Raw genomic sequence first — 19,738 nt, forward strand, 5'->3', positions numbered from 1 at the left:
GGACCGGACACGCTGATTCACTCACCGAAAAGGATTCCAACCGATGGCCAAGATCATCGTCGTCACCTCCGGCAAGGGCGGCGTGGGCAAGACCACGACCAGCGCCAGCTTCGCCTCCGGGCTCGCGCTGGCGGGCCACAAGACCGTGGTCATCGACTTCGACGTCGGCCTGCGCAACCTCGACCTGATCATGGGTTGCGAGCGTCGCGTGGTCTACGACCTGATCAACGTGATCCACGCCGAGGCCAACCTCAACCAGGCGCTGATCAAGGACAAGCAGTGCGACAACCTGTTCGTGCTGGCCGCCAGCCAGACACGCGACAAGGACGCGCTGACGCAGGAGGGCGTCGAGCGCGTGCTGATCGAGCTGGCCGAGATGGGCTTCGAGTTCATCGTCTGCGACTCGCCCGCCGGCATCGAGACCGGTGCGCTGATGGCCATGCACTACGCCGACGAGGCGCTGGTGGTGACCAACCCCGAGGTGTCCTCGGTGCGCGACTCGGACCGCATCCTGGGCATCCTGTCGTCCAAGACCCGCCGCGCGATCGAGGGCCGCGAGCCCGTGCGCGAGCACCTGCTGATCACCCGCTACGACCCGAACCGCGTGCAGGGCGGGCACATGCTGTCGCTGGAGGACATCCACGACATCCTGCGCATCCCGCTGATCGGCGTGATCCCCGAATCGCAGCAGGTGCTGGAGGCCTCCAACCAGGGCCTGCCGGCGATCCACCTGAAGGGCAGCGACGTGTCCGAGGCCTACAAGGACGTGGTCGCCCGCTTCCTGGGCGAGGAGAAACCGATGCGCTTCATCGAGGTGGTCAAGCCCGGTTTCTTCAAGCGCGTGTTCGGCGGGAGGTGAGGCGATGAACATCCTGTCCTTCCTGATCGGCGAGAAGAAGGCCACCGCCAGCGTCGCCAAGGAGCGCCTGCAGATCATCCTGGCGCACGAGCGCGCCGGCCGCGGCGCCAGCCGCCCGGACTACCTGCCCGCGCTGCAGCGCGAGCTGGTCGCGGTGATCTCGAAGTACGTGTCGATCCAGCCCGACGACATCAAGGTCCACCTCGAACGCCAGGACAACCTGGAGGTGCTCGAGGTCAAGATCGAGCTGCCGGACGCCCTGCGCTGACGCTGGCGCGCTGACCCACGCCGGGGTCCGCGCCGAACAGCGCCCCCGGCACCCCGTTGATCCGGCCTTCATGACCGGACCACCAGACCGATAAACGAGTCTGGTGGACCGCAGCCCATGTCGGACCTGTCGGCCACCCCCGAACAAGAGGTGCCGACCATGATCAGCGACGTCCTTTTCCTGACCGCACGGCTGGGCATCAGCCTGGCCGTGTTCGCCTTCCTGTCCCAGACCTGGGACGCGGCCACGCAATCGTGGTCCGCCTGCGCGAACGACGCCCAGTCGACCGCCAGCAGCCCTGCGGATGTCGTGCAGTCGCTGCAGCAGCTCACGCGCCATCTGCCCTTCATCCCCGCCCAGCTGCAACAGGCCGACGACGGCCAGCCGGTCAGCTCGACCTGCAGCCACAGCTGAGCGCGCGGCCGCCCGTCAACCCCGAGAGCACGACCATGACCCAATTCCTGATCCTGATGCTGCTGAGCTGCGTGGCGATGGCCCTGACCCAGGCCGTGCTGGGTGCCTTCTTCCCGAGCACGCACCGGCCCTGGTGGCATCCGCTGAAGCGCGAGACCCGCCCGATGTCGTCTGCCACCGCCGCGCCGCAGACCGCGCTGCAGCTGGTCGAGACGCTGGACCGCCGCCAGACCCCGATGCCCTTCGTCGGCCGCGACCGCCGCAAGGCCGGCCGCGCCGAAGCCGGTGCCGACCAGCGCCGCACCGGCACGCGTGACTGAACGACCGGGCGACTGAGCGACGAGGCCCGATCGCGCGCGCCGGCCCGGGGCATGCCCGGGTGTGACGCGACCGGCCGCAGCTTCGAGAATCGGGGGCCCGCACCGACGAGCCCGATGGCTCCGCCCCCGATGACCGCCGACCTTCCGCCGGACCGCCCGTCCGGCCCCTGGACCGACCCCGTCCCCGACCGCCCCTCGCCCCCGCAACCGCTGGCCGGCCTGCGCGTGGTCGAGTTCACCCACATGGTGATGGGCCCGACCTGCGGCATGGTGCTGGCCGACCTGGGCGCCGAGGTCATCAAGATCGAACCCCCGGGCGGCGAGAACACCCGTCGCCTGCTGGGCGCGGGCGCGGGCTTCTTCCCGATGTTCAACCGGAACAAGAAGAGCATCGCGGTCAACCTGCACGACCCCGAAGGCGCCGCCGTCGCGCGCCGCCTGGCCGCCAGCGCCGACGTCGTGGTCGAGAACTTCAAGCCCGGCACGATGGCCAAGTACGGCCTGGACTACCCGAGCCTGTCGGCCGTCAACCCGCGCCTGATCTACGCCAGCCACAAGGGCTTCCTACCCGGCCCGTATGAACACCGCACCGCCCTGGACGAGGTCGTCCAGATGATGGGCGGGCTGGCCTACATGACCGGCCGGCCGGGCGATCCGCTGCGGGCGGGCACCAGCGTCAACGACATCATGGGCGGCATGTTCGGCGCCATCGCGGTGCTGGGCGCGCTGGTCCAGCGCGGCATCAGCGGGCGCGGCATGGAGGTCCAGAGCGCCCTGTTCGAGAACAACATCTTCCTGGTCGGCCAGCACATGCTGCAGTACGCGGTGACCGGGAAGCCGGCCGCGCCGATGCCCGCGCGGATCAGCCCCTGGGCGATCTACGACGTCTTCACCGTCGCCGACGGCGAGCAGATCTTCCTGGCCGCCGTCAGCGACGCGCAGTGGGCCACCTTCTGCGACGCGCTCGGGTTCGATGACCTGAAGGCCGAGCCGGCCTGGGCCACCAACAACCAGCGCGTGCAGGCCCGTGCCACGCTGCTGCCGATCCTGCGCGAGCGGCTGGCCACGCGCAGCGCCGCCGACCTGAGCGCGACGATGGAGGCCGCCGGCCTGCCCTACGCGCCGATCCGCCGCCCCGAGGACCTGTACGACGACCCGCACCTGCTGGCCACCGGCGGCCTGGCCGACATCACGCTGGCCGACGGCGACAAGGCCGGCCAGACCGTCAAGACCACGCTGTTCCCGATCACGCTGGACGGCCAGCGCCTGGGCGTGCGGCTGGACCCGCCGCGCCTGGGCGAACACAGCCGCGAGCTGCTGGCCGGCCTGGGCTACAGCGGCGCCGACATCGACGCGCTGAGCGCGCGCGGCGTGGTCGGCTGAGGCCGCCCCTCCTGCCATGACGACGGCCACGACATCACCAGACCCCCACGGAGACACGCCATGCCCCAGACCCGCCGCCAGACCCTCGGCCTGCTGACCGCCACGTCCCTTGCCCTGCTGGGCGGCCCCGCGCTGGCGCAAGGTGCGGGCGAGAAGACCGTGCGCATCGTGCTGCCCAACGCGGTGTCCTCGGGCGTCGACACCATCACGCGGACCGCGCAGGCCGCGCTGTCCAAGGCGCTCGGGCATCCGGTGACGGTCGAGAACCAGCCCGGCGCGGGCGGCGTGCTGGGCGTGCAGACGCTGGCCCGGTCGGCGCCGGACGGCTACACGCTCGGGGTGGTCTCCAACAACGTCGTGATCTTCCCGAGCGTCATCAGGCAGCTGCCCTTCGACCTGAGCACCGATGTCGTGCCGATCGCCATCGTCGGCTACACGCCGATCGTGCTGGTCGTGAACCCGAAGGTGCCGGCCAGCAACGCGAAGGAATTCGTCGCCTGGCTGAAGTCCCGCAACGGCGAGGCCAACTACGCCTCCGGCGGCAACGGGACGATCCTGCATCTGGCCTCGGAGATGTTCGTCGACGAGGCCGGCGTCAAGGCCCGCCACATCCCCTACAAGGGCGTCGGGCCGATGCTCAACGACCTGATCGGCGGCCAGGTCGAGTTCGCCACCGCCGCGCTGCCCAGCGTGCAGCAGCACCTGAAGACCGGTGCGCTGCGCGCCATCGGCATGGGCACGCAGCAGCGCGTGGCCGCCGCACCGGACATCCCCACCTTCGTCGAACAGGGCCTGCCGGGCTACGTGGTCGAAGCCTGGTTCGCGGTGCTCGGCCCCAAGGGCCTGCCGGCGGCGGAGGTCAAGCGCATCAACGCCGCCGTCATCGCCGCCTTCGCCGACCCGGCGGTCGCCGAGGCGATGGGCAAGCAGGGCAACGTCATCAACGTCAGCACGCCCGAGCGGGCCCAGCAGTTCTTCAAGGACGAGCTGGCCAAGTACGCGCAGCTGGTGAAGAAGGCGGGCATCGAGGCGCAGTGAGGCGCCTGACACCCGCCCGGCGCGGGGTCGTCAGCGCTTGAGCACCTTCGCCACCGGGTTCGGCCGCAGCCGGAACGCGTCGGGCATGCCCGAGCCCAGCAGCGGGCGCAGGTAGAGGCGGAAGGCGTCGGTGACGTCGGTGCCGCTGGGCGAGATGAACTCGTCCTCCATCGTGCGGGTCTTGCCGGCGACCGCCTCCAGCGGCAGCAGCTCGTAGTCGGCCGCGTAGTAGCCGCTGCGCTTGATCGCGACCGAGCCGTCCCGGTTGCCCCACATCGCGTACTGCACGGCCTTCTCGCCGACCTCGCGGGCCTCGCGCTGGTCGACGTCCGAGACGCAGCCGATGAAGCTGCGTTGCAGGTAGCCGAAGGTGTCGCCGCGCACCCGCTTGATGCCCAGCTTGGCCTTGATCTCCTCGCACAGCAGGTCGGCCAGCGCGCCGGTGCCCGACAGCTGCACGTTGCCGTGCGCGTCGCGCTCCAGCTCCTTGGCCAGCGTGGTGATGATGGGCTGGCCGCTGGCGTCGTGGATGCCCTCGCTGACGGCGATCACGCAGCGGCCGAAGCGCTCGTAGGTGGCCTTCACGTCGGCCAGGAAACGGTCGACGTCGAAGGTGCGCTCGGGCAGGTAGATCAGGTGCGGGCCGTCGTCGGCGAACTTCTTGCCGAGTGCCGAGGCCGCCGTCAGGAAGCCGGCATGGCGGCCCATCACGACACCGACATAGACACCCGGCAGCGCCGCGTTGTCGAGGTTGGCGCCCGCGAAGGCCTGCGCCACGAAACGCGCCGCGCTCGGGAAGCCGGGCGTGTGGTCGTTGCCGACCAGATCGTTGTCGATCGTCTTCGGGATGTGGATGCAGCGCAGCGCGTAGTTGGCCGCCTGGGCCTGCTCGCTGACGATGCGCACGGTGTCGGACGAGTCGTTGCCGCCGACGTAATAGAACTGCCCGATCTCGTGCGCCTGCAGCACCTTGAAGATCTCCTGGCAGTACTTCAGGTCGGGCTTGTCACGGGTCGACCCCAGCGCGGCGGCCGGCGTCGCGGCAACCAGTTCGAGGTTGTGGCTGGTCTCCTGCGTCAGGTCGACGAGGTCCTCGTTGACGATGCCGCGCACGCCATGCCGCGCCCCGTAGACAAACTCGACCCCCCGGTGTCGCCGCGCCTCCAGCACCACGCCGACGAGCGACTGGTTGATGACAGCGGTGGGGCCACCACCTTGGGCGACCAGGATCTTGCGCGGGTTCATCGGGTGTGTCTCCTCGTGGTGCCGGCGACGGGCCGGGGGTGTGCGGATCATCCTAGCGAGCCCGGCAGGAGACGGGGAGCGGGTCGGACCGGGCTGTAACCGGAAAGTACCTGGGGTGGTGGGTGCCGGTCCGGACCCCCTCCCCCTGGCGGGGACTCCCCCTTGGCAGGGGGAGAGTTGGCTGCGCGCTGCCACGTCGACAAGCGCCTCGCCTTCAACTCTCCCCCTGCCAAGGGGGAGTACCCCGGCCCCCGGGGGGAGGGGGTCAGCGCCCTGTCCAGCCACACCCACGCCACCACCACCGCGCAAGCCATCGTCGCCCTCCGGCGACGCACTTGGTTGGCGCCGCCGGAGGGTGGCGGGACCTGGCGCCTTGAACGTGCCTTGAATCCCACCGGTAGGTCGGACACCTGCGGTGTCCGACGGGGTCGTGCACGAAGAAGAGACCGAGCGGGGGCGCGAACCCCCTCCCCCTGGCGGGTACTCCCCCTTGGCAGGGGGAGAGTTGGCTGCGCGCTGCCACGTCGACAAGCGCCTCGCCTTCAACTCTCCCCCTGCCAAGGGGGAGTACCCCGGCCCCCGGGGGGAGGGGGTCAGCGCCCTGTCCAGCTACACCCACGCCACCACCACCGCGCAAGCCATCGTCGCCCTCCGGCGACGCACTTGGTTGGCGCCGCCGGAGGGTGGCGGGACCTGGCGCCTTGCACAGGCCTTGAATCCCACCGGTAGGTCGGACACCTGCGGTGTCCGACGGGGTCGTGCACGAAGAAGAGACCGAGCGGGGGCGCGAACCCCCTCCCCCTGGCGGGTACTCCCCCTTGGCAGGGGGAGAGTTGGCTGCGCGCTGCCACGTCGACAAGCGCCTCGCCTTCAACTCTCCCCCTGCCAAGGGGGAGTACCCCGGCCCCCGGGGGGAGGGGGTCAGCGCCCTGTCCAGCCACACCCACGCCACCACCACCGCGCAAGCCATCGTCGCCCTCCGGCGACGCACTTGGTTGGCGCCGCCGGAAGGCGGCGGGACATAGCGCCTTGCACAGGCCTTGAATCCCACCGGTAGGTCGGACACCTGCGGTGTCCGACGGGGTCGTGCACGAAGAAGAGACCGAGCGGGGGCGCGAACCCCCTCCCCCTGGCGGGGACTCCCCCTTGGCAGGGGGAGAGTTGGCTGCGCGCTGCCACGTCGACAAGCGCCTCGCCTTCAACTCTCCCCCTGCCAAGGGGGAGTACCCCGGCCCCCGGGGGAGGGGGTCAGCGCCCTGTCCAGCTACACCCACGCCACCACCACCGCGCAAGCCATCGTCGCCCTCCGGCGACGCACTTCTCAGGCCGGATCCATCCCGTGCCGCCGCTTGTCGTCCGCCGTCCCGGCCGACGCCAGGAAGGCGATCAGGGCCTGGGCGGCGTCGCGTTGCGGGGTGGTGGCCGAAGCGGCCGCCGAGAAGGTCGTGACGATCTGGATCTCGGCCGGCAGGGCGCCCAGCACGGTGATGCCGGGCAGGGACATCAGCTCGCTGAGCTGCTGGAAGCCCAGCTCGACCTCGCCGCTGGCGACCAGCGAGCCGACCGGGACGCCCGGGGGCGGGGTGACGATGCGCGATTGCAGCGACTCGGTCAGGCCCCAGCGCTCGAACAGCCTGGCGAGCTGCACGCCGCTCGGGCCGGTGGAGTAGCCGATCGTGCGGGCGGCCGCGACGGCGGCGCGCACCGCCGCCTCGCTGGACAGGTCGGGCTGCGGCGCGCCTTCGCGCACGGCGACGGCGACGCCGGAATGGACCAGGTCGACGCGCGGGGCCGCCAGGTGGCCGTCGGTGATCAGGCCGTCGATCGCGTTGGACGCCAGCGCGACGACGTCGAAGGCCTCGCCGGCGCGGACCCGCCTGGCGGCGTCGACACCGCCGACCGCGACGCTGCGCACGGTGTTGCCGGTGTCGCGCTCGAAGCGCGCGACCAGGTCGGCCAGCAGGGCGCGCGTGGCCATCGAGGAAATCATCGAGAGGGTGACGGGGGCGGTCATGGCAAGGACGTCCGGAAGGTGTTGACCGCCGGATTATCCCGTTGCGATCGGCCTTGTCGGCCGTTCAGGCCGGCGCGGGCAGGTCGATCAGCATCAGCGGCCGGTGGCCGTCGCGCTCGCCCTTGCGGTCGTAGCCGAGCGGGTTGGCGATGACCCGGCAGCGGCCGGTCGAGCCGTCCGGGCGCGGGCCCTCGGCGATGAAATCGGTCGGGCAATGCAGGTGGCCGTGCAGCCACAGGTCGGCCAGTGGCAGCAGCTCGTCCAGCGCGTTGCAGAAGCCGGCCGTGCCGGGCACCAGGCCGTAGCGCGGATCGGCGCAGCGCAGGCTGGGCGCGAAGTGCGTGACGACCACGCGCGGCTCGCCGGCCGGCGTCGGCGCGGCCAGCGCGTCGCGCAGCCAGGCCTGGTCGGCGCGGCCGAGTTCACGCAGCGCGGCGGCCAGCATCGGCTGGCCGTCGGCGTCGCGGGTGGTGTGGCGGCGCAGCCAGTAGTCGGCCGCGCGCAGGGCCTTGTCGCGCTGCTTCTCCTGCCGCACGGCCAGGCTGTGCGCGGCGCCGGCGGGGCCGCGCAGGTGCGCGCCCTTGCGCGGCGGCGCGTGGGTCTCGGCGGCGGCCAGGGCCTCGAAGTCGGTCCACAGCGTGCAGCCGATGAAACGCACGCCGCCCAGGCTCAGCGCCTCGCGGTCCAGCCAGATCAGGCCCAGCTCGTCGCACAGGCGGCGCAGGCGTTCGCGCGTGTCGAGCAGCGGCAGCTCGTCGTATTCGTGGTTGCCGGGCAGGTAGAGGACCTGCCGCCAGGGCCCGCCGCGCAGCGGCGAGAAACGCGCCAGCCCGAAGTCGTCGCCCGGCAGCTTCGAGCCGGCCTGGTAGGAGCCGACGTCGCCGGCCAGCACCAGCACGTCGGCACCCGGCGCGTGCGGCGGCAGGTAGCCGGGGTCGGACTCGAGGTGCAGGTCGGACAGGAGCTGGATGCGCAAGGCGGGCTTTCAGGGGAGACGGGCCAACGTCGGCCGACAAGGGCCGGGACGGGTCGCGAGCCTATCTCAGCCCGCCTCGCCAGGATCGCCCGCTGCACCCGGCGCACCCGGTAGCCAGACCCGCACGCGCAGGCCGCCGAGCGGGCTCTCGTCGAGCCGCAGGTCGCCGCCGTGCAAGGCGACGGCCTCGCGCACGATCGCCAGGCCCAGGCCGTGGCCGGGCACCTGCTCGTCGGCACGCACGCCGCGTTGCAGCACGGCCTCGCGCTGGGCGGCGTCCAGACCGGGGCCGTCGTCGTCGATGGTCAGGCGCAGCCGGCCGGTGTTGGACGCGGCACCGCTGCGGTCCCAGGCCGCGTCGACCTTCACGCGCCGGCGGGCCCACTTGCAGGCGTTGTCGATCAGGTTGCCGAGCAGCTCCTGCAGGTCCTGCGCATCGCCGAGGAAGGCCAGCCCGGGCGGGTCGGCGTCCCACTCGATGGCCAGCGCGCGGTCCTGGTGGACGCGGTCCATGACCCGCACCAGCGCGTCGACCTGCGGCGCGACCGGCGTGCGCAGCCCGCTGCTGCCGGCCAGCGCGGCGCTGCGGGCGCGGGCGAGCTGCCAGTCGACCTGGCGCCGGGCGGTCTCGACCTGCTCGACGACGCCACGTGCCAGCTCGCCCAGCGGGCCGTCGTCCGCCTGATGCGCGGCGGCCTGGTTGGCCAGCACCGCCAGCGGCGTCTTGACCGCATGCGCCAGGTTGCCGGCCTGGCTGCGGGCCCGCGCGAGCCACTGCGACTGGCGTTCGAGCACCTGGTTGAAGTCGTCGATCAGCGGCTGGACCTCGGCCGGGAAGTGCGTCCCCGGATCGGGCGGCACCAGGCGCTGCTGGCGGCCGTCGCGCAGCTCGCCGAGCGCCCGTTGCAGGCCGCGCAACGGCGCCAGCCCGAGGCGGACCTGGGCCAGCGCGGCCAGCACCAGCAGCAGGCCCAGCAGCACCAGCGAGGCGACCAGCCCGCCAACGAAGGGCCGCCGGGCGGCGTCGAGCTCGGCCGCGTCGACCGCGACGATCAGGCGCCAGCGCGGCGCCTCGGCGTCCGGGCCTGCGGCGGGCATCACGACGACGCGTTCCAGCACCAGCAGCGTCGGCTCGAACGGGCCGCTCATGTGGTGGACGTGGACCTCGCCCGGCACGACCGCGTCGTCGGGCAGGTGCAAGGTGCTGTCCCACAGCGAACGCGAGCGCAGCGCGCCGCGCTGCGCCGGCAGGTCGAGCTGCCAGTACAGGCCGCTGGACGGCCGGCGCCAGCGCGGGTCGACCAGCGCGGCGGCGTCGACCTGCGGGCTGCCGTCGTCGCCGCGTTCGACCTGGGCGGTCAGCAGGTCCAGCTGCAGCCGCAGCATCGCCTCGGCCTGGCGTTCGACATGGCGCGAGAACAGCGCCGCCAGCCCCCAGCCGGCCAGCGCCAGCGCCACCACGATGCCGGCCAGCGTCAGCGCCAGCAGGCGCCAGCGCAGCGAATCGCGCAGCAGGGTCCGCACGCGCGCGATCACGGCATCGTCGTGCCCGGCCCCGCCTCCAGCCGGTAGCCGAGGCCGCGCACGGTCTCGATCAGGCCCGGCGGCAGCTTCTTGCGCAGCCGGCCGATGAAGACCTCGATGGTGTTGGAGTCGCGGTCGCTGTCCTGCGCATACAGGTGCTCGGTCAGCTCGGTGCGCGAGACGACCTGGCCGACCCGGTGCATCAGGTAGGCCAGCAGCTTGTATTCGTGGCTGGTCAGCGTGACGGCCGACCCGTCGATCGTGACGCGGCCGCTGCGGGTGTCGAGCACGACCGCGCCGCACTGCAGCGTCGGGCTGGCCAGGCCGTTGGCGCGCCGGATCAGCGCCCGCACGCGCGCCAGCAGCTCCTCCATGTGGAAGGGCTTGGCGAGGTAGTCGTCGGCCCCGGCGTCGATGCCGGCGACCTTGTCGTGCCAGTGGTCACGCGCGGTCAGGATCAGCACCGGCAGCGTCCGGCCGGCACTGCGCCAGTGCCGCAGCACGCTCAGGCCGTCGATGCGCGGCAGGCCCAGGTCCAGCACGGCGGCGTCGTAGGTCTCGACCTCGCCCAGGTGCTGGCCGTCGCGGCCGTCGGCGGCATGGTCGACCGTGTAACCGGCCTCGGCCAGGGCGGCGCGCAGCTGCTGCGCCAGCGCGGCTTCGTCTTCGACCAGCAGGATCTTCATCGCGGGGCTTCGTCTCGGGATGCGTCGTCTCGGGAGGTCGATCTTGCCGCAGCGGGCCTCAGCGGTCGCCCCGGTTGCGCAAGGGTTCGGCGGTGCGGGCGTCAAGGCGGACCTTCGTCACGCGGCCGTCGGCCTGCAGCAGCTTGATCTCGTAGAACAGCAGGCCGTGTTTCTCCTCCAGCTCGACCTCCAGCACCTGCGGCGCCGGCTGGCCGGGCGGCTGCTGGCGCTCCAGCGCCTCCAGCACCTTGCGCAGCGGCAGCACGCGGCCGCTGGCGACGGCGGCGCGGGCGCGTTCATGGTCGTCATCGGCCCGGGCGGGCGTCGGCAGGGTCGTCCACAGGCCGGCGACGGCACCGCACACGACGGCGAAGCGCGTGAGGGGCGACGGGTGACGGCGGAGCGGCTTCAGCGGGGACATGGGGCGCCGATGCTGCGCAAGGCGCGATGAATCTCGCGTGAATGCGGCCTTCAGGGTCGGTACAGCGCGGGTTTTCGAAGATGCGCTTCAACGGCTCATGCAGCCTCGCCCCAGGAGCAACCCCATGCAGATCACCCGCACCCTCGGCCGCACCGGCAGCGTCTGGCTCGCCAGCCTCTGCCTGGGGCTGGGCATGGCATCGGCCGCGCAGGCCGGCGACACCACGCCGGCCGGCGAGCTGGCGCGCTGGAACCAGGCTGCCGGCACGCCCGGGCAGGCCGCCCGCGGCGAGGCCTTCTTCAACACGACCCACGGCGGCGAATGGTCCTGCGCCAGCTGCCACGGCAAGCCGCCGGTCGACACCGGCAAGCACGCCAGCACCGGCAAGGCGATCCAGCCGCTGGCGCCGGCGAAGAACCCCGAGCGCTTCACCGACGTCGCCAAGGTCGACAAGTGGTTCAAGCGCAACTGCAAGGACGTGCTCTCGCGCGAGTGCACGGCCGCCGAGAAGGCCGACGTGATGGCCTGGCTCGTCAGCCTGAAGTGAACCGGAGCCCGAGCATGAAGACCCCCCTGATCGCCACGCTGGCCGCCGCCGCCTGGCTGGCCTTCGCGACCCCGGCGATGGCCGACGGCAACCTGTCGCCCAGCCACCCGCTGAAGGCCTACGACGCCGAGTGCGCCGCCTGCCACCTGGCCTTCCCGCCGGCACTGCTGCCGGCCGGCTCGTGGGCGCGGCTGATGTCCCGCCTGGACCACCACTACGGCAGCGACGCCTCGCTCGACCCGAAGGCCGCCGCCGAGATCGGCGCCTGGCTGCAGCACGAGGCCGGCACCGGCCGGCGCGCCCGCAGCGAGCCGCCGGACGACCGCATCACGCGCTCGGCCTGGTTCCAGCGCAAGCACGACGAGGTCCGCAGCGACATCTGGAAGCGCGCCTCGGTCAAGAGCCCGGCCAACTGCGCGGCCTGCCACCGTGGCGCCGAACGCGGCGACTACGACGAGGACTCGGTGCGCATCCCGCGCTGACCGCCCGCCTGATCTGCCCTTCGGAGCCCCACCGCCATGAGCTTCACGACCACCCCGGCCGGCCTGTCATCGCCCGCCTCGACTGCCAGCCCGCGCACGCTGCGCCAGCGCCTGGTCACCGACGCGCCGACGCGGGTCTTCCACGCGCTGTTCGCGTTCAGCTTCCTGGGCGCCTGGCTGACCGCCGAAGGCGAGCGGCTGCGCGCGCTGCACATCACCCTCGGCTACACGATGGCCGGCCTGCTGGTCGCGCGGGTGCTGTGGGGCCTGTTCGGCCCGCGCCACGCCCGGCTGGCGCCGATGGTGCGCAAGCTGCAAGGCCTGCGCGGCTGGTTCGACCAGGCCTTGCGGCAGGGCGCGCCGACGGCGGTCTCGCGCCAGCACTGGGCCCTGGGCACCAGCCTCGTCATGACCGCCGCGCTGCTGGCGCTGATGGCCTTCATCGTGCCGCTGACGGCCAGCGGCTACGCGGTCGACCACGAGATCGGCGGCGACTGGCTGTCGGAGATCCACGAGTTCTTCGGCAACGGCGTGCTGTGGCTGGTGCTGGCGCACCTGGGCCTGCTCGCAATCGGCATCGCGCTGCGGCGTCGCAACCTGGCGCTGTCGATGTGGAACGGCCGGCAGGAAGGCGCCGGGCCGGACCTGGTCAAGCGCCCGCTGCGCGGGGTCGCCGTGCTGGTCGTGGTGGCCGTGCTGGGCTGGTGGACCTGGTCGTGGCTCGACGCGCCGAACGGCCTGATCCCGATCGCCAAGGTGATCCAGAAGCTGGAGCGGCTGCAGCAGCGGTGATTGTTCTCGCCGCCGTGTCGCCCCGGCGGCGTGGCCAGGATCGCGCCACGCCTGCGGCTGGAACAATCGGCTTCCCCTGACGACCTGATTGCCCGAGACCCGCCATGCGCCCCTGGACCGCCCTTGCCCTGTCGATGCTGATCACGCTCGCGCTGCCCCTGGGCGCCCGCGCGGCCGACCCGGCACCGGCCACGCCGCTGCTGGCGCAGGCCGACGCGCTGATCGCCGCCGGCCAGCACGCCCAGGCGGTGCCGCTGCTGCAGCAGCTGACCGACCAGGGCGACCGCGCCGCGCGCACCCGGCTGGCGCGCCTGTACGAGACCGGCCAGGGCGTGCCGCAGGACGACGGCCTGGCCGCGCGGCACTACGAACGGGCGGCGCACATGGGTGATCCGGATGCGCAGTTCGCGCTGTCGCGGATGTTCCGCGACGGCCGAGGCGTCGAGGCCGACCGCCTGTTCGCGTCGGTCTGGCTGCGCAAGGCGGCCGCCAACGGCCACGCCGAGGCGCGTGCGCTGATCGGCCTGCCGCCGCTGGCGCCGGGTGCGTCCGGCCCGCGCTGAGCCGTTCGCCCGCCGACCTTCCGCCCCGCCAACGCTTCAGCCCAGCCCGGCCAGCACCGCGTCGATCGCCTGCAGGCCGGCCAGCGCGCCCAGCGGCAGGCCGACATCGTCCTTCAGCGGCACGGCCGATTCACGCGGGTTGAGACGCACCAGCCGGCCGCCGTGGCGCGTCACCACGCGCTGGCCGAAGTGGCGCACCGACGGGATGTGGGTGCCCGCGCCCAGCTCGACCACCACCGGCCGCCGCACGCCGGCCAGCCAGGCGTCGAGCCGGCTGGCCTGTTGCTCGAACTCGCGCTCGATCCAGGCGCTGTCGCCGAACATCAGGATCGCCGGCCGCGCAAGCGCGCCGCAGTGCGGGCAGGTCGGCAGCGGACCGCGCCAGCGACAGGCCGCCTCGTCGATGTCGGGCACCAGCGCGTCGGCCGACCAGGTCGCCAGCGAGCAGGGCCGCGTGCATTGCAGCCGCTCGATCGCGCCGTGGCATTCGTGGATCAGGTCGGCCGGGTAGCCGGCACGCTGGAACTGGCCGTCGACGTTGCTGGTGTAGACGAACAGCCCGCGCGCCATGCGCTCGCCCCAGCGCCGCAGGATGCCGAAACCGGCGTGGGGAACGGTGCGCCGGTAGAGCGCCAGCCGGTGGCCGTAGAAGCCCCAGGCCAGCGCCGGGTCGCGCCGGAAGGTCTCCGGCGACGCGACCTCGGTGAACTTCAGCCCGCTCGCGCCGAGCGCCGGGTAGGCGCGCCAGAAACCGCTGTCGCCGCGGAAGTCCGGCAGGCCCGAATCGACGCCGATGCCGGCCCCGGCGGCCACGACCAGCGCATCGGCCTGGTCGACGAGTTCGGCGGCGTGGACGAGCAGGGGATCGGTCATGACGGCGGGTCGGTCGGGGTTCGGCCCGCGATGTTGTCATGCCCTCCTCGGGCTCAGAAGCGGTGGCGGATGCCCGTTTCGACACGCGGCTCGCGGTTGGGCGCGGTCAGCGCGGCGGTCGTCGCGCTGACCTTGCCGCCCGGCTTGCTGACGTTGCCGTAGATCGAGGTCGTCGGGGTCAGGAAGTAGTCGGCACCGACGCCCAGCCGGGTCGCGCTCTCGTCCTTTTTCCAGACGCAACCGGCCCGCAGCGTGGCCTTGAACGTCTCGTTGTGGACGACGATCAGTGCCAGCGTGGTGCTGCGGGCGTCGGGGGTGTCGGGGGGTTCGGGATTCATGTCCGCATCTCCTGGGTAGGGGTCGCCCGAGCCGGGTGTGGGCCAACGGACGGGGGTGGGCGTGACGGCGGCAGGGGCGTCAGAGGCGTCAATCGCCCTCGGCTTCGAGCGCGATCTCTTCGCCTTCGACGAACACGCGCTGCAGGGCCAGCTGGCGGTCGAGCACGACGATGTCGGCGCGGGCACCGACGCCCAGGCGGCCGCGGTCGGTCAGGCCGAGGTAGTCCGCCGCATGGGTCGAGACCCGCCGCGAGGCGTCACGCAGCGACAGGCCCAGCGACACGAGGTTGCGCAAGGCCTGGTCCATCGTCAGCGTGCTGCCGGCGAGCGCGCCGTTGGCCAGCCGCAGTCCGCCAAGGCACTTGAAGACCTGGCGACGACCGAGCGGGTATTCGCCATCGGGCAGGCCGGTCAGCGAGGCCGAATCGGTGACGCAGTACAGGCCCGGAATGCAGCGCAGCGCCACGCGCAGGGCGCCGGGGTGGACATGCTGCAGGTCCGGGATCACCTCGGCGTGCTGCGCATGGGCGAGCGCCGCGCCGACCATGCCGGGCTCGCGGTGGTGCAGGCCGCTCATCGCGTTGAACAGGTGGGTGAAGCCGACGGCACCACGTTCGAGCGCGGCGACGCCGTCGTCGTAGCTGCCGGCGCTGTGGCCGATCTGGACGGCGATGCCGCGCTCGCGCAGACGGCCGATCAGGTCGAGGTGGCCGGGGATCTCGGGCGCCAGCGTGATGAGCCGGACCGGTGCCAGCGCGGCCAGCCCGTCCAGCTCGTCGAAGTCGAGCCGGCGTACGGTGCCGGGCCGATCGTCCGGCGACTCGACGCGGCGGAACGGCGCCTCCAGGTGGACCCCGAGGATGCGGGCGGTCCCCGGCGGACGCTCGGCGCAGGGCGGTGCGAGCGCCGACAGCGCGACCCGGAGGTCGGGCACCGCCGCCGTCATCGTCGTCGCGAGCAGCGAGGTGGTGCCGTACCGGGCGTGGCAGCGCGCCACCCGCGTGGCCGCGTCACCGCCCTGCATGACGTCGGCGTTCGCGCCGCCATGCACGTGCAGGTCGATGAAGCCGGGCAGCAGGATCGGGCCGTCGGTGTCGAGCGCCCGCGCGGTCGGCACCCGGGCCCCCGAGATCACCTGGATGCGGCCGTCGCGCGCGACCAGGAAACCGTCGACGAAGCCCTCGGGCGTCAGGATGCGTCCCTGCAGCCGGAGCACGCCTCGCAGGTCAGCCATGGCGCGTCGCCCCGAAGCCGATCGTCATGCTGGGCTCCGGTCGCGCAGCGCGTCGGCGTAGCCTGCCGTGACCTGCCCGATGCAGGTCAGGCCCGAGCCGATCGTCACGCATCGGGCCCCGGCGGCGATGGCCTCGGCGGCCTGTCGCGGCGAGCGGATGTTCCCCTCGGCCACGACGCGACAGCCGTGGCCGGCCAGCGTCCGGACCAGGTCCAGATCCGGCCCCAGGTCCGCCACCGCACCGTCGCCAGCCTCGTCCACGGGTGCGGTCGCCAACAGTTCGGCACCGAGCGTCCAGGCGGCCAGGCCATCGCCCGGATCGGCGCTGCCGGCCATCGCCAGGCAGCCGTGGGCATGGATGCGGGCAATCAGCGCCGCCACCTTCACCGGGCGGACCCGCCGGGTCGCGTCGAAGGCGACGATCGCGGCGCCGGCATCGGCCAGCGCGTCGACGTCTTCGAGCCAGGGCGTGATGCAGACCGGCGTGTCCGGCAGCGCTCGCCGGACATAGCCGATCACCGGCACGTCGACCCGGGCGGCCACGCGGCGCACGTTGTCCACCCCCTCGATGCGCAGCGCCGCGGCGCCACCGGCGACGGCCGCCAGGGCCATCGCCAGGAGGATCTCGGGCTGGTCCATCGCGCTGCCGGGCAGCGGCTGGCAGGACACCACCAGCTGGGGTTGCATGGCTTGGAGCGGCAGGTCGTCGTTCATGGGTGGAAATCCGGTCGTTCGGAGTGGTGAGAGCGGCGCAAAGGGCACGGCACGGCCCAGGCTTCGGCCGCACGCGAACGAGCCTCGGCAGGGCGTGCCTGCGGGGCGGATCGCGTGGATCGCGTGGATCGCGTGGATCGGAGTAGGGGAGGACGGGGCGAGGGTCAGCGGTGGCTCAGGGCGGGGGCTCCCTGTTCGCCATCGGGCCTGCACGGCATGGCATCGCGCGCGCCAGCGGCTGCGGCGCGGTGATCCAGCCCATCGTCGACTTCAGCATGTCTTCCTCTCCGGTCAGGACCGCATCACGTGGATGCCCCGGCCATCGAGCAAGCACATGTGCGATCAGGTCTGCAGGCGATCCAGTCGGCCTTGCAGGTTCAAGCCGCGCAGCGGCTCGAGGTCACTTCGGCTTTGCCGCACCACCGGACCGGCGGCGGGCTTCTTCAACAGGCTCGTGGCCACATCGAGTCGCTCGAAGCCGGCGTGGAAATGCTGCCGATGGGCTTCCAGCAGGCCGTTCTTGTCACGCGCTTCGAGCATCTCGACGATCTGCAGGTGTTCCCGCGCCGACTCCTCGAAGGCCTGCTGCTCTTCCAGGTGGTTGGCCTCGTGCAGACGGCGATGAACCTGCCAGAACATGCCCAGCAAGCGGTTCAGGAAACCGTTGTTCAGGCACTGGAAAAGGGTGGCGTGAAACTCGCCGTCCTGGTCCTCGAAACCGCCGCCGGCACGCGCCTTGGCAATCATCGTTTCGGCCAGGCCGCGCAATTTCTCGATGTCCTGCGGCTCGATCCGGTCGACCACTTCGGTGATCAACCCGAGTTCGATCGCGGCCCGAACCTGCAACAGGTCGGCCACGCTGCTGGCGTCCGCCAATCTGGAATAGGGAAGGTTCTCGATGATGGTGTCGAACGAAAAGGCAGCCACGAAAACGCCCTCGCCGTGGCGCGATTCGATGATGCCGAGTGATTCCAGCGCCTTGAGCCCCTCCCGCAGCGACGGGCGACTGATCCCCAGTTCGCTGGCCAGCGTGGCCTCCGGGGGCAGGGCATCTCCGACGCCGAGCTGGCGTGCCTCGATGAAACGCTTGATCTCGATCTGCGCCTGTCGGTAGGCGGGAATTCGGGTGGCCATGACGGTGTCCTCTCTCGATGGGGCTGTGCTGCGCCTTCCTTTTCTGACTCCAGAACCCTGAAGTCAGACCTCTCTGCGCACGTTGTAGCACAACCGCCCACCGATTCAGGTCACCCTGTTTGTTGGATCCTCCCATGTCAATGTGTTCGTCTCCGAACGTGGCTGACCGCCATCGGCCTCGCCCCCGACGATCACCGGCCCGTCGTTCCACCGGAAGACCTGCGCGTGCGCCAGCCCGCGTGGCAGACGGCCGGCGAGCCGCCAGGTCGAGTCCTCGAGGACGAAGATCTCCCGGCACCACTCCTTGCGGAGGTTCTCGTGGGGGTGCCGATGCCCTTGCAGGGCCCGCCCCCGGGCGCCAGGAAAGCGGGTACCGCCCACCAGCACCAGCCGGTCGCCACAGTGGCCGGCCATCGCACCCGCGACACCTTCGGGCGTGGCCGCGCCCGCAACACCGGGCAGGTCGGCCAGGCGTTCGACTTGCGGTCCGACGCCATGCGCGTCCAGCCGGTGCGCCTGGACCGAGCGCAGTCCCGGCCGGGTTTCGCCACCCAGCAGGCAAACCTGCTCGCCATCCTGCGCCAGCGCCATGCCCACACGCGGCTCGCCCGCGTAGTCGCTGCGCAGCGTCCACTGATCGGTCCAGGGGTCGAACTCCTGCACGGCCTTGGCATACCGGTAATCAGCCGGTTCCATGCTGAGGTAGTCGCGCACGATCTCGTCCAGCCGCCCGGCGGTCGCGCCGGCACTGGTCCTGAAGAAGGCGTTGAAGACCCCGTCGTGGACACCGCCGAAGAACCTCGCGACGCCCCCCGGCGCCGCCGCGATCGCCGCACCCAGCAGCGGCACCGGGCTGCAGGTCGGCCAGACCGTCCACGCATCGGTTCGGGTGTCATAACAATGGATGTCCTGGAAGGCCCGGAATCGCTTCTCGATGCCGTCATACCCGGCCCCGCCGAACACCAGGATCTGCGGCCCGAACGCCATCGCCAGCGCCTGCTCGCGCAACATCCCCGGAAAGTCAGCCAGCCGCCGCCACGCCGGACGGCCGTCGGCGAGGTCCAGCACCATCCAGGCCCGTCCGGCCGACCCCAGGCCGACGTGGATGCAACTCCCCACCTGCGCGCCCACCCCCTGCCCGACCGGCACCGGCAACTTCGGCAACCCACGCAACACGGCCATCCGCGGTGCGGACGCTGTGGCAGTGGGGGTCGAGGTGGGGCTCATAGCAGAACAGAAGTCAGTGGTCAGACGAGTTGAATGACCGAATGATCGCCACGGAAACGGGCGCAGGAATCAGTGTTTTCCCTTTGTTCGACGGCGCACAAAGGGTCGCGCAGACGCAAAAAAGCCCGCTCGGGGCGGGCATTCTGCGGTGGGTCGTGCGCGTGGCACTCGGCTTGAATCTTGGTGGCCTGGGGCGGAATCGAACCACCGACACGCGGATTTTCAAGCGGCCAATGCTCTGGAGCCGCAGGTCGGCTCAGTCACGCTTCGTGGGTGATGAGGCATGTCGGGTAGATCTAGCGGCTCATCAAACAACGCCAGATAGCTGGATCCCTGATTTCGGTATGGTTGACGTGAGCCGGGGAGATTACCAGTGCCCGCTCGTCCAAATACCCAGCCGAGATCAAAAGAACCCATCCGATCCAGGGGTGGGGTTCGACCTGTGCGCCTTGCATCGTTCCTCGGGGACGATGGCCCGGACCCAGGGAGAACTCACATGACACCCGATTCGCAACGCATCCTGATTCTCTGCAAGACATACCCATCGCCAAGCGCACGGTATGTCGAAACCTCCTGCGTGGCAGGAATGTCGGAGGACGGGCGGCTGATCCGGCTGTTTCCGGTGCCATTCCGGCTGGTGGATGAGGTGATGTCCCAGCGCGTGGTGTAAGTCCACAGCCCGGACA

Annotated in this window: 23 protein-coding genes; 11 read left to right on the plus strand and 12 right to left on the minus strand. The window is 71.6% G+C overall.

Annotation, left to right across the window (positions count from 1 at the left end; genetic code table 11):
- The first annotated feature begins 43 nt into the window (after nucleotides 1-43).
- The 6 genes from minD to ACWA7K_RS18045 all read left to right on the plus strand — a co-directional run bounded on the left by minD (nucleotide 44) and on the right by ACWA7K_RS18045 (nucleotide 4,282).
- Nucleotides 44-859, plus strand: coding sequence for a septum site-determining protein MinD (minD, locus tag ACWA7K_RS18020; protein WP_456162883.1), 816 nt, complete (start codon nucleotides 44-46; stop codon nucleotides 857-859).
- 4 nt (nucleotides 860-863) lie between these two features.
- Nucleotides 864-1,127 carry a cell division topological specificity factor MinE gene (gene minE, locus ACWA7K_RS18025; RefSeq protein ID WP_456162885.1) on the plus strand — a complete coding sequence of 88 codons (264 nt, stop codon included), beginning with the start codon at nucleotides 864-866 and terminating at the stop codon, nucleotides 1,125-1,127.
- A 159-nt stretch (nucleotides 1,128-1,286) separates the two neighbouring features.
- Nucleotides 1,287-1,541, plus strand: a complete 255-nt coding sequence (locus ACWA7K_RS18030) for a hypothetical protein (protein WP_456162887.1) — start codon at nucleotides 1,287-1,289, stop codon at nucleotides 1,539-1,541.
- A gap of 35 nt (nucleotides 1,542-1,576) precedes the next feature.
- Entirely contained in the window at nucleotides 1,577-1,861 is a 285-nt protein-coding gene (locus ACWA7K_RS18035; protein WP_456162889.1) for a hypothetical protein, read from the plus strand.
- Nucleotides 1,862-1,990: 129 nt separating this feature from the next.
- Nucleotides 1,991-3,244, plus strand: a complete 1,254-nt coding sequence (locus tag ACWA7K_RS18040) for a CaiB/BaiF CoA transferase family protein (protein WP_456162891.1) — start codon at nucleotides 1,991-1,993, stop codon at nucleotides 3,242-3,244.
- Nucleotides 3,245-3,304: 60 nt separating this feature from the next.
- On the plus strand, nucleotides 3,305-4,282 hold the full coding sequence (locus ACWA7K_RS18045) for a Bug family tripartite tricarboxylate transporter substrate binding protein (protein ID WP_456162893.1): 978 nt from the start codon (nucleotides 3,305-3,307) through the stop codon (nucleotides 4,280-4,282).
- A gap of 30 nt (nucleotides 4,283-4,312) precedes the next feature.
- Here the strand turns inward: ACWA7K_RS18045 and ACWA7K_RS18050 are convergent, their stop codons facing one another.
- The 6 genes from ACWA7K_RS18050 to ACWA7K_RS18075 all read right to left on the minus strand — a co-directional run bounded on the left by ACWA7K_RS18050 (nucleotide 4,313) and on the right by ACWA7K_RS18075 (nucleotide 11,148).
- Entirely contained in the window at nucleotides 4,313-5,527 is a 1,215-nt protein-coding gene (locus ACWA7K_RS18050; protein WP_456162895.1) for a 6-phosphofructokinase, read from the minus strand.
- A 1,321-nt stretch (nucleotides 5,528-6,848) separates the two neighbouring features.
- Nucleotides 6,849-7,541, minus strand: coding sequence for a substrate-binding domain-containing protein (locus ACWA7K_RS18055; protein WP_456162897.1), 693 nt, complete (start codon nucleotides 7,539-7,541; stop codon nucleotides 6,849-6,851).
- Nucleotides 7,542-7,605: 64 nt separating this feature from the next.
- A complete protein-coding gene (locus ACWA7K_RS18060; protein ID WP_456162899.1) occupies nucleotides 7,606-8,517 on the minus strand; it encodes a metallophosphoesterase in 912 nt (303 codons plus the stop codon).
- A gap of 66 nt (nucleotides 8,518-8,583) precedes the next feature.
- Nucleotides 8,584-10,053 carry an ATP-binding protein gene (locus ACWA7K_RS18065; protein ID WP_456162901.1) on the minus strand — a complete coding sequence of 490 codons (1,470 nt, stop codon included), beginning with the start codon at nucleotides 10,051-10,053 and terminating at the stop codon, nucleotides 8,584-8,586.
- A complete protein-coding gene (locus ACWA7K_RS18070) occupies nucleotides 10,050-10,727 on the minus strand; it encodes a response regulator (protein WP_456162903.1) in 678 nt (225 codons plus the stop codon). The genes ACWA7K_RS18065 and ACWA7K_RS18070 overlap by 4 nt, the downstream gene beginning before the upstream one ends.
- A gap of 58 nt (nucleotides 10,728-10,785) precedes the next feature.
- The gene (locus tag ACWA7K_RS18075; RefSeq protein ID WP_456162905.1) at nucleotides 10,786-11,148 is read right to left on the minus strand and encodes a PepSY domain-containing protein; all 363 of its coding nucleotides are present in this window, start codon (nucleotides 11,146-11,148) and stop codon (nucleotides 10,786-10,788) included.
- A gap of 124 nt (nucleotides 11,149-11,272) precedes the next feature.
- On the opposite strand from ACWA7K_RS18075, the gene ACWA7K_RS18080 reads away from it, so the two are divergent.
- From ACWA7K_RS18080 to ACWA7K_RS18095, 4 genes are all read left to right on the plus strand, one after another.
- Entirely contained in the window at nucleotides 11,273-11,695 is a 423-nt protein-coding gene (locus tag ACWA7K_RS18080) for a DUF1924 domain-containing protein (RefSeq protein WP_456162907.1), read from the plus strand.
- Between the two features lie 14 nt (nucleotides 11,696-11,709).
- Entirely contained in the window at nucleotides 11,710-12,177 is a 468-nt protein-coding gene (locus ACWA7K_RS18085; RefSeq protein WP_456162909.1) for a diheme cytochrome c, read from the plus strand.
- Nucleotides 12,178-12,213: 36 nt separating this feature from the next.
- Nucleotides 12,214-12,969 (plus strand): cytochrome b/b6 domain-containing protein, encoded by a 756-nt coding sequence (locus tag ACWA7K_RS18090; RefSeq protein WP_456162911.1) that lies wholly within the window; start codon nucleotides 12,214-12,216, stop codon nucleotides 12,967-12,969.
- A gap of 104 nt (nucleotides 12,970-13,073) precedes the next feature.
- The gene (locus ACWA7K_RS18095) at nucleotides 13,074-13,532 is read left to right on the plus strand and encodes a tetratricopeptide repeat protein (protein WP_456162913.1); all 459 of its coding nucleotides are present in this window, start codon (nucleotides 13,074-13,076) and stop codon (nucleotides 13,530-13,532) included.
- A 36-nt stretch (nucleotides 13,533-13,568) separates the two neighbouring features.
- Here ACWA7K_RS18095 and ACWA7K_RS18100 read toward each other — a convergent pair whose 3' ends face one another.
- The 6 genes from ACWA7K_RS18100 to ACWA7K_RS18125 all read right to left on the minus strand — a co-directional run bounded on the left by ACWA7K_RS18100 (nucleotide 13,569) and on the right by ACWA7K_RS18125 (nucleotide 19,007).
- Nucleotides 13,569-14,405, minus strand: a complete 837-nt coding sequence (locus ACWA7K_RS18100; protein WP_456162915.1) for an SIR2 family NAD-dependent protein deacylase — start codon at nucleotides 14,403-14,405, stop codon at nucleotides 13,569-13,571.
- Nucleotides 14,406-14,458: 53 nt separating this feature from the next.
- Entirely contained in the window at nucleotides 14,459-14,743 is a 285-nt protein-coding gene (locus ACWA7K_RS18105; protein WP_456162917.1) for a hypothetical protein, read from the minus strand.
- A gap of 88 nt (nucleotides 14,744-14,831) precedes the next feature.
- Nucleotides 14,832-15,977, minus strand: coding sequence for an N-acetylglucosamine-6-phosphate deacetylase (locus ACWA7K_RS18110; protein WP_456162919.1), 1,146 nt, complete (start codon nucleotides 15,975-15,977; stop codon nucleotides 14,832-14,834).
- Between the two features lie 24 nt (nucleotides 15,978-16,001).
- The gene (locus ACWA7K_RS18115; protein WP_456162921.1) at nucleotides 16,002-16,691 is read right to left on the minus strand and encodes a putative N-acetylmannosamine-6-phosphate 2-epimerase; all 690 of its coding nucleotides are present in this window, start codon (nucleotides 16,689-16,691) and stop codon (nucleotides 16,002-16,004) included.
- A 342-nt stretch (nucleotides 16,692-17,033) separates the two neighbouring features.
- Nucleotides 17,034-17,825, minus strand: coding sequence for a FadR/GntR family transcriptional regulator (locus ACWA7K_RS18120; protein ID WP_456162923.1), 792 nt, complete (start codon nucleotides 17,823-17,825; stop codon nucleotides 17,034-17,036).
- Between the two features lie 105 nt (nucleotides 17,826-17,930).
- The gene (locus ACWA7K_RS18125) at nucleotides 17,931-19,007 is read right to left on the minus strand and encodes a YjhT family mutarotase (RefSeq protein ID WP_456162925.1); all 1,077 of its coding nucleotides are present in this window, start codon (nucleotides 19,005-19,007) and stop codon (nucleotides 17,931-17,933) included.
- Between the two features lie 541 nt (nucleotides 19,008-19,548).
- Here ACWA7K_RS18125 and ACWA7K_RS18130 point away from each other — a divergent pair.
- Nucleotides 19,549-19,722, plus strand: coding sequence for a hypothetical protein (locus tag ACWA7K_RS18130; protein ID WP_456210211.1), 174 nt, complete (start codon nucleotides 19,549-19,551; stop codon nucleotides 19,720-19,722).
- Nucleotides 19,723-19,738: the final 16 nt, after the last annotated feature.

Source organism: Leptothrix mechoopdaensis (SeqCode), from assembly GCF_053893855.1.